Below are 9,944 nucleotides of genomic sequence, written 5' to 3'. Positions count from 1 at the left end.
CTGCCGTCCTGGCACACCGACCTCCACCGCACAGACTGCCCGTCCTTGCGTGACACACTGTGACCTGGCGCCAGCCGATCTGGCAGTTCATCCAAGCGAAATTTCGGGATTCATGAGGAAGATGCGGAAACGGCGCGCAAACCCGGCAGTCGTTGGCAGAAAAAAATTCTTCCTGTAAAAAATCCGGTGGTGACGATGTAGGGGCAGACCTGGGTGTCTGCCCCGGTGGCAGCAGACGGCATCAAAGGCCGCAAAAGCGACCGGGGCAGACACCCAGGTCTGCCCCTACATCGTCACCGAAAAATTTACAGGAAGAAAAAGTTGAATAGGACTTACGCAAAAGCCGGAAATTTGCCACAGAGGCACCGAGACACAGAGCGAGCGAGCGTTTACCAGTCAGGCAGGCCTTTCCTCTGTGACTCGGTGCCTCTGTGGCAATGGTTCTGCGTAAGTCCTGTTAAAAACTATTGCGGGAGCGAACTGGGCGAGGAGATTCCAGCTAAGGCCTTTGCGATCTCCTTCGCTTTCAACGCCGTTTTGCAAACGATGACGTTCGGCGGCAGGGAAGCCGGGCCTTCGCGGCTACAGCGTAATTCTTCGACAACAATCAAGAGGTAATTTGTCACCTTGCCGCGTGCCAAGACCAATAGCTTGTCTTGTAAATGGCGCGGCGTCCAATAGCCCAGCATTTCCAGAGAGGCCGTGCCGAGTTGCGGATGCTTGAATTCCAGATCGGGCACGAGCGCCGTTTCGCCCAAGTCGAGCACGGCTTGGTTCACCGTCAATGACCATTCACTGCCCACGGCCGGCCAATCCTGCACCAGCTTCGCGAGCAACGCTTCGTTTGGTCGGGCTTCATCCGGCAAGTAATGCGAGCGCAATTTGCGTTGGGTGCTATCGAGTTCAAAGTAAGCCTTACCGCGTTTGGTCTCGATCTCGGCGCGCATCTGCCAGCCTTCTTGCAAGAGCAGCGCGGGCAGAAACACGGACATTTGTATGCCGTAGCGTTGCGAGCGATGAAAGAGCGAAACCGGGCCGCTCAAGCGCACTTCGTAACCGGTGCGCGCGTTGCCGCGAATCGCGTGGATCAGGCGGAAGGCTTTGATCGCCTGAAACAGTTCACGCGTGCGGTGCGCCTGTTCAGCCGCAATCCATAAGCGTATCTCGGAGCAGCGGTAGAGCAGCGCTTGCGCTTGGGCGACGTTGTACCGATCAATCAGTTGTGACGCCTCGAGTTCGTCAATCAGCGTCAGCACCTGATTGTCGGAAAGGTCGGCGTAAAGACCTTGCACCACTTCTTCAGGCGCGCAAACCAGGTCGGCGGCGAGAGTGGCCAGCACTTGTTGGCGGGCTGCGGCGGTGACAACGGGGTGTTGTTCGACGGCTTTGAAAAACAGGGCGTGGCGCAATTCAGCAGCATCGCGCACGCTGACGCTCTCGAATTCGCAACGATCCAGCAATAGTTTGATCAGGCCACGCAAGACTTTGTAATCGGTGCCGACGCCGATGTATTCATCCAGCGCCTGTTGCAACGCGGCGCGCCGTTGGCCCGCGTGTTGTCGCACGAGCAAGATCAAATCCGCCGCCGTCTGCAAATGGCGCGGGTCTTGGGCGTCAATCGTGCGCGGGTTGATCTTGTCGCCGCGCTGAATGTGAAGTGCTAAGTCAGCAGTCAGCATAGAGCATCCGGTTGCCTGAATGACTTGACCATAAATGACGATTGGCGGGGCAGGCAAGTGCTTTTGCGCCATGAGCAGCACGGCAACGGGTGTGACTGCCAAAAATATAGGACTTACGCAGAACCATTGCCACAGAGGCACGGAGTCACAGAGGAAAGGCAGGGCGTTTGCAAAGTCGCCAGCGCGCGCTCTCGAACGGTCTGACTGACTGCTGACTCCTGATTCCTGGTTCCTGACAAATTGAAAATCAGCCGGTATTTTCAGTTTAGCAGGAATCAGGAATCAGCAGTCAGCAGTCAGTCAAAAGTCTTTGGCAGATGTTTTGAGGACTTTGCAAAAGCCCTGAGAGGAAAGGCCTGCCTGACTGGTAAACTCTCTCTCTTGCTCTGTGTCTCGGTGCCTCTGTGGCAAATTTCCGGCTTTTGCGTAAGTCCTAAAATAAAAGGCGGCAACCTGGTGGGCGCCCAGGTTGCCGCGGGTTGAGCGTTAAGGATGACGAGGGGTTTACCGTGGCGCGCCAGGTACCGGCACATCACCTGTTTGCCCTAGTCCTTGAATGAGGAAGCTGCCATTCGTGCTGCGTTTGACGAACCAAGTGCCATCGCGCCGCCAGACCGCAATGTCCGCCTTGCCGTCGCCGTCGAAATCTCCTGGCGTCGGAATATCGAAGTATGGCGCGTAGTTCGCTCCCCACAGTTCCAGGATCGGATTCCCCGGATTGGCGCTGGGCCGGATGTACCAGATCGAATCCGCGCCGCGCCAGATGGCTAGGTCAGCCTTACCATCGCCGTCATAATCCGCCGGGACGGGTGTGTCGAAATATGGCGCATAGCCCGCACCCCATTGAATGCTGGTGATGGTGTTCGTCGAACTATTCAAGATGATCCAGTTCGGCGTTGGCGCAATCGCCCCAGGCCGGAAAACCGCCAAGTCGGTCTTGCCATCGCCATCGTAATCCGCCGGCACCGGGATGTCGCCGTTCTGGCCGTGCGCTTGGATCAGGAAAGAGCCGTCCGAACTGCGTTTGACGAACCAGGTGCCATCGCGCCGCCAGACCGCGAGGTCGGTCTTGCCGTCGCCGTCGTAATCGCCCGGCACCGGGATGTCGAAATACGGCGCATTGCTCGTACCCCACAAATCCAGGATGAAGCCGCCATCGCTGCTCTTGCGGATGTACCAGATGCTGTCGGCCCCACGCCAGATGGCCTGGTCAATTTTGCCATCGCCGTCATAATCGCCCGGCACGATCACATCGTTGTACGGCGCATAGCCCGCGCCCCATTGCTGGGTTTGCAAACTATTGGTAGATGAATTCAGCCATTGCCAGTTGCCGGTCGAAGGTCGCCAGACGCTCAGATCGCTGCGCCCATCGCCATCGAAATCCGCCCAAACCTGGCGGCGGCGCATGGTCACCGTATAGGCCCGGCTGCCCGTACAACCATTTGCATCCGTGGCCCGCACCGTGAAGCTGAAGGTATTGGCCGCACTCGGTGTGCCGCTCAGCACGCCGCCCGCCGACAGGCTCAGCCCGGTTGGCAGCACGCCCGCAATGGTGCTGAACGAATAGGGCGCAGTCCCGCCGCTCGCCGTCAGCGTCTGGTTGTAACTCATTCCCACTGCGCCGTTGGGCAGCGTAGTCGGACTCAAACTGATCGTCGGGCACACGACGGTGAGTGTGAGAGTGGCGTCGGTTGTCGCACCGCAATTGTCAGTGGCGCGAATCGTGATGGTGTGTGTGCCATCGGGCTTCGCATTGCTGATGGAAACGATGCCGGTACTGTTGTTGACCGAGATCGTGCCGGTGTAGGCGCCCTGGCTTTGCACCGTAATCGTGCTGACCGAACCGTTATCGCTCGGCCCGCTGGCGGGGCTGATGTTCAATGCACCACCCGCCGCGACGGCTTGCGCGCTGTAGGTCAGCACGGGCGCGGTGTTGGCCGTGACATTCACCGTGAGGTTGGCCGTCGTCGTGCCGCCGTTGCCATCGGTCACGGTCAGGACGACCGTGTTCGCGCCCAGCGTAGCCGCGCAACTCGCCGCGACATTGGCGGTGATCGTGCCGCTGGTGTTGGTGATGCCCGTCACGGTCAGGCCCGCCGGAACGGTTGTGGCCGTGACGGTCAAACTGCCTGCGGGCGTTTCGGTATCGCTGACGGTGGCCACCGTGGACACGATACCCGCGCCGCCTTGCTGGCGTGCGAGCGGAGCCGCCGCCGTAATCGTCGGCAAGTTGTTGTTGACGGTGAGCGTGAACGGCGCATCGGTCGTTGCGCCGCAATTATCGGTGGCGCGGATGGTGATGGTATGCACCCCAACCGGCGCGGCATTGCTCAGGGAAACGACGCCGGTGCCATTGTTGACCGAGATCGTGCCCGTGTAGGTGCCCTGATTCAGCACCGTGATCGTGCTGACGGAGCCGTTGTCGCTCGGCCCGCTGGCGGGGCTGATGTTCAACGCACTGCCTGCCGCGAGCGCTTGATTGGCGTAACTCAGCGTGGGCGCGGTGTTGGCCGTCACCGTGACCGTCAACGTTGCCGTGGTGGTCGCCGAGGCCGCATCCGTGACCGTCAGCGTGAAGCTGGCGTTGGTCGCCCCGCAGGCCGCCATCACGTTGGCGGTGACTACGCCCGCCGCATTGACGCTGAGGCCATTCACAGTCACGCCATTGACCGTCGCACTGGCCCCGCTGTTGACCGTGACAGCCAGCGTATTCAACGCCTGATCGGGATCGTTGACGTTGGCGATAGTCGAATTGGAAACAGGGCTACCTTGCTGGCGGCTTACCGCCACCGCATTGATCGTCGGCAGGATGTTCGCCGGATTGATCGTCACCGCATACGCCAGTGTCCCCGTGCAGCCATTCGCATCGGTCGCCAACACCGTGAAGTTGAAAGGATTCGCCACACTCGGCGTGCCACTCAACACACCTGCCGAGGACAGCGTCAAGCCGGTCGGAAGCACGCCTGCGCTGATGCTGAACGAATAGGGCGCGGTCCCGCCGCTCGCCGTAATGGTCTGGTTATAGCCGATGCCCACCGTGCCATTCGGCAAGCTGGCCGGGCTGAGACTAATCGTCGGACAGTTGACGGTCAGCGTGAAGGTCGCATCGGTCGTCGTGTTGCAATTGTCCGTCGCGCGAATCGTGATGGTATGCACGCCGCCCGGTTTGGCATTACTGAGCGAGACGACGCCGGTTGAATTGTTGACCGAGATCGTGCCGGTGTAGGCACCCTGGCTTTGCACCGTGATCGTGCTGACCGCACCGTTATCGCTCGGCCCCGTCGCCGGGCTGATGTTCAACGCACCACCTGCGGCGACGGCTTGCGCGCTGTACGTCAGGACAGGTGCGGTGTTGGCCGTGACATTCACCGTGAGATTGGCTGTCGCCGTGCCGCCATTGCCATCGGTCACCGTCAGCACGACGGTGTTAGTGCCCAGCGCCGCATTGCACGCCGCCGCGACATTCGCCGTGATCGTGCCGCTGGTGTTGGTGATGCCCGTCACCGTCAGTCCAGCCGGAACAGTCGTGGCCGTGACGGTCAAACTGCCTGCCGCTGTTTCGGTATCGCCGACGGTGGCCACCGTGGACACCGTACCTGCGCTGCCTTGCTGGCGCGCCAGCGGGCCGCCCGCCGTGATCGTCGGCAGATTGTTGTTGACCGTGAGCGTGAACGGCGCATCGGTCGGCGCATTGCAATTGTCAGTCGCGCGAATCGTCACCGTGTAGCCGCCTATCGGCACGTTATTCGGCACGCTTACGGCGCCTGTCGTGTTATTGACCGTGATGGTGCCGGGCGCAGTGGAGGGCGTGACGCTTTGCAACACAATCGAAGCGACGCTGCCGTTGTCACTGGGCCCGCTGGCGGGATTGACCGTGAGCGCGTTGCCAAACAGCACGGCTTGATTGTTATAGGTCAACGTGGGCGCGGTGTTGGCGCTCACTGTGACCATGAGTGTGCCGGGCGTCGTCAGGCTGCCGTCAGAAACGTTGATAGTGAAATTGGTCGTGCCCAGCGTGGCATTGCACGCCGCCACGACATTGGCGGTGATCGTACCGCTGTTGTTGACCAGATTGGAGACGGTGATATTGTTGACCGTAGCCGAGGCGCTGCCATTGACGTTGACCGTCAGGGAACCCGCAGCCGTTTCGGTATCGCTCACCGTGGCGATGGTCGAATTCGAACTCGGCGAGCCTTGTTGCCGGTTCACGGCGACTGGCGTAATCGAAGGCGCGGTGTTGCCGCCGGTGACGGTGAGGATACCGTTACCTACTGTGCTCTGTCCGTCGGGATTGGTCACCGTTACGTTCTGCGCGCCTGCTGATGCGCCCACGGTCGAAAGGTTGAGCGTGATGTGCGTTGGGTCGGTGTAGGTCACGCTGTTGACCGTGACGCCGCCCGTGACCGCTGCCGCAATGTGCGTGAAGGGCAGGGCTGGCGCGGGCAGGTTTGCACCCGGATCATAAAAGCCTGAGCCGGCGGTTGACGTACCCGTGATGGTGACATTGACGGAGGCCTGCCCGGCGCTGACGGATGACGGTGCGAGCGTGCTAAGCGTGGCGGGCGGCGGGGCCAATAGCTTCCCGACCCGCACGGCGTAGGAATTTGACGCCTGGTTGTACTCCTGAATCGTCCAGATGGTCATGTCATCCTTCGGATCAAGACTGGTGTGCGAATAATCGCCCCAACGCCGTCCGCTGGCTCCGCCCGGATCGCTGGCGGGGTTGTAATTCGCAGTCGTCGTCCCAAACGCCACAGCCGCAATCGTGGGTGGCCCAGCCATTGTCCCCAGCGTGTCGCTGGCCAGCCTGCCGACGTAAGCCGGGGTCGCGCCCACGGGTGAACCGGCCATCGTGAAGCCCAGCACGGCGTGTCCCTGGCCGCTGACCGTCACTGAAGGGATGGTGTATTGCCGCGCTGCCGCGCGTGTGGCGGCGTTGTCGAAGACCGTGCCGGATTGCACCAGCGTTGGCGTAGAGGTCAGGCCCTGGAATTCGTACCAGCGCACCCCATTGCGCGCTGCTGCTGCTACAGTGCTGGCGACACCGGCGGAACTGACCCGGAAGTTGTGCGCCGACCACAATCGCCCGTTGCGAATCATCGCCTGAAAGAAACGGTCATCAATGGTGTCCAGGTTGCCGTTGGCGCCACCGGTATTCCCTAAATGCTCCACGGTATTGGGACTGGTTGTCGTCGGCACAGTCACGAAGATATTCGCGGAGATCGTCGGAGTGGCGCTCCCCGGATTACTTACCCGGCGGAACGTGATCGTGCTGAAACTGGCATTGTCAGGGCCGACGATGTAGCCTTCCGTCGCGGTTGAATCGAAATTATCCACGCCGCGTGGCGACTCAGGCCCGGCGCCCGCGCCCGCCGCTATATTCGCAAAAGCAGTCGCCACACCGGGGCCTCCACCGAGAATGGAAGACTTCTGCACGACATAGCCGTTACACCCCACGAACGCCCCGGCGCTGCTGAACATATTGCCGCCGATATACAGCGCATTCACATCCACGCCCAGCGAGGGGTAATCCAGGAAGTTCGTCCCCGGATCACCGACGAATTGAAAGAATGTCCAGACCGTACCGGCGCTGATTGTGCCGTTGCTGGCCGCATCGCTGACGGCGATCAGCACGCGATTGGCCGCCGTCGTCGTGCAGGTGGCATTGGTACAGGGCACGTCAATGATGGTCAGAAACCAGCGGCTGGTGAAACGGTCGTAACGGACATTGGGGTCGCTGGTGAAGTTGAGCACGACCGGCGGCGTGACCGGCGTCATCACCGAAGCGAAAAAGACATCCGGGTCGGCGTTGATGACGCCATCCGCCGTGCCGGTTTTGCTGAAGGTGCGCAACCGGCCATTCACAAAAGTAAAGTATTGCGTAGGCCCCACCGCGCCCATCGAATCGGGCGGAAAAGCGCCGGTATCGCTCAGCGTCGCGCCGTCAAATGACAGGCCGGTTGTTTGCGGCGCCTGGGGTTGAACTTGCGGCTGATCGCCTGCTTTCGGCACGGGCCACTGCGAAGTTGCAGGCGCGCCCGGGCGCTCAGCTTTTACCCCGCGCTCAATCTCGTGTTCCGGCATAACACGTTCAGGCCGCCGGGGAGCGGAGGCCTGATCTCGCATAATTTCCCTGACAGTGCGCTGGATGCCCTCATCCATGACAATCTTTGCCCCAGTGATGGTGCCATCCGCGTTGATTTGCGACTTTGACAGATATTGGGCGTCTTTGGATTGCCGGGTTGCAGGCACGAAGGGAACTGAATTTTCAGCCTTGCCCGCAAAACGCCGCCCGCTGGGTTGTTCAACAGTTGGTTGGTTTTTCGAACGGCGGGTTTGCAACGTAATGCCCGCGACGCCGACGACTGCCAGACAAACCACGAGCAACAAGATGCGCGTGGCGGTAATTTTCTTGTGTTCCGGTTGCCCGGCTGACTCATTGAAGTTGTTGTTATTGTTCACCGTGAGGTCTCCCGATTCAACTCACCCGATACGCACAATTGCGGTTAGAGCGATGGAATGCTTGTTGAGCTAATTATAAGTTGCTAGAACGTCTGTGGGTTTTGTCAGTCAATTCCGAATGTGAATATGGTTTTGAAAAGCCGTGACGGCTTTAAGATAGGATGCTGACGCCATCTTGACTCAGCACCGTGAACTTTGGCAATGGCCAAGGCAGCATTTTTGTGTGGGCGCGATTCGGGTAAGTTTGAAGTCGTTGTTATGCGTGGAAAGCGGCGCTTGGCGTGCGTTGCCAAGCGCCGCTAAGCGGTCGTTTCGCTGACTGGCTGTGGGCGTGTAGGTATTGTGCTCATTCAAAAAGCCCATCTTCCTCGGCCTGGCCGCCACGCGCTTCCTTGAATTGGTTCACGTTGGTGCGGCGTTCGCTGATGCGCTCTTCCGCCGTGCCGGTGGTGACGACTTCGTACAGGATCGCCTCTTTGCCTTCCTGTTTGCGCAGGATGCGGCCCAGGCGTTGGACGTGTTCGCGCGAGGAACCGGAGCCTGACAAGACGATGGCAATCGCCGCTTCGGGGATGTTGACGCCTTCGTTGAGCACCTTTGAAGTCGCCAGCGCCAGGATGCGGCCCTGGTTGAAGGCCGCCAGCCAGGTGCCGCGCTCTTTGATCGGCGTTTCGTGCGTGATGGCGGGGATTAGGAACTGGTGCGAGATGCGATAGACCATCTCGTTTTCCGCCGTGAAGATCAGCACCCGCTCGCGGCGATGGCGTTGCAGCAGCTTTGCCAAGGTATCCAGTTTCGCTTCGGTGCCGAGCGCGATGCGTTTGGAAGTGCGATAGGCTTGCATCGCGCGCCGTCCAGCTTCGCTGCGCGCGCTGGCGATGACGAAATTTTGCCAGCCATCCAAACCGGGTGCGCTGCCCAGACTCGCCATAAATTTGCGGAAGATCGTGCGTTCCTGTTGATACAGCGAATGCTCTTCAGGCGTCAGGTCTACGCTCAAGCGCACCACGCTGTAATCAGCCAGGTATTCGCCCGCCAGATGCTGGGCTTCTTTGCGATAGATGATCGGCCCCAGCAACTCTTCCATCAACGCCTCGCCACCATCGGCACGTTCGGGCGTCGCGGTCAACCCCAGGCGATAAGGCGCGATGGATAGCTCCGCGATGTAGCGATAACCCGCGCCCGGCAGGTGATGGCATTCGTCGCAGATCAGCAAGCCGAACTGATTGCCCAGTCGTTCCATAAACCGAAAGGCCGACGCATACGTCGTCACGGTGATTGCGCCGATTTCAAAATAGCCGCCGCCGATCAAGCCGATCTCCGCTTTGAAGGTGGCGGTGAGCACGTCGTACCACTGATTCATCAAATCGAGCGTCGGCACCACTACCAGCGTCTGCCGCCCGACCAAATCAATCGCCATCTGCGCGACAAAGGTCTTGCCCGCGCCCGTCGGCAGAATAATGACGCCGCGCTTGCCGCTTTTTTGCCAGGCCGCGACGGATTCGGTTTGGTAAGGGCGCGGTTCGGCCTGGATGGCATTGTCCGCCGGGCGGAATTGGAATTCCAGATAGCGGCGCGCCTGGTCTTGATGCGGCGTCTTGCTGCGCACCAGTTCGGTCACGATGTCGCGATAAGCAATGGCTGGTGCGCGCCAACGCCGGACGCGGTCGTCCCACTTGAAGGCAGCGGGCCATTTGAAAGCGGCGGGGACAGGCGTGTTTTGTTCCGCGCCTTCGAGCAAGAGCGTGCCGGAGTCGAATTGGAGGATGAAGTCGGACATTGTGCTGATGGCACTCGGCGAGA

3 protein-coding genes are annotated in these 9,944 nt (G+C 60.3%); all 3 read right to left on the bottom strand.

From position 1 onward, the window contains the following. Positions 1-464: 464 nt before the first annotated feature. Positions 465-1,679: a DUF790 family protein gene (locus HY011_04820; protein ID MBI3422238.1), complete on the bottom strand. Its 1,215-nt coding sequence runs from the start codon at positions 1,677-1,679 to the stop codon at positions 465-467. A gap of 504 nt (positions 1,680-2,183) precedes the next feature. After that, positions 2,184-8,141, bottom strand: coding sequence for a VCBS repeat-containing protein (locus HY011_04815; protein MBI3422237.1), 5,958 nt, complete (start codon positions 8,139-8,141; stop codon positions 2,184-2,186). A 346-nt stretch (positions 8,142-8,487) separates the two neighbouring features. Next, the gene (locus HY011_04810; GenBank protein MBI3422236.1) at positions 8,488-9,921 is read right to left on the bottom strand and encodes a DEAD/DEAH box helicase; all 1,434 of its coding nucleotides are present in this window, start codon (positions 9,919-9,921) and stop codon (positions 8,488-8,490) included. Between the last annotated feature and the right edge of the window lie 23 nt (positions 9,922-9,944).

It is taken from the genome of Acidobacteriota bacterium (genome assembly GCA_016196035.1).
GTDB lineage: Bacteria > Acidobacteriota > Blastocatellia > RBC074 > RBC074 > JACPYM01.
This window is presented reverse-complemented; position numbering and strand designations above follow the sequence as displayed.

Excerpts from the sequence above, each read along its gene's own strand:
- HY011_04810 (MBI3422236.1), bottom strand. The coding sequence starts at position 9,921 with ATGTCCGACTTCATCCTCCAATTCGACTCCGGCACGCTCTTGCTCGAA.
- HY011_04820 (MBI3422238.1), bottom strand. The coding sequence starts at position 1,679 with ATGCTGACTGCTGACTTAGCACTTCACATTCAGCGCGGCGACAAGATC.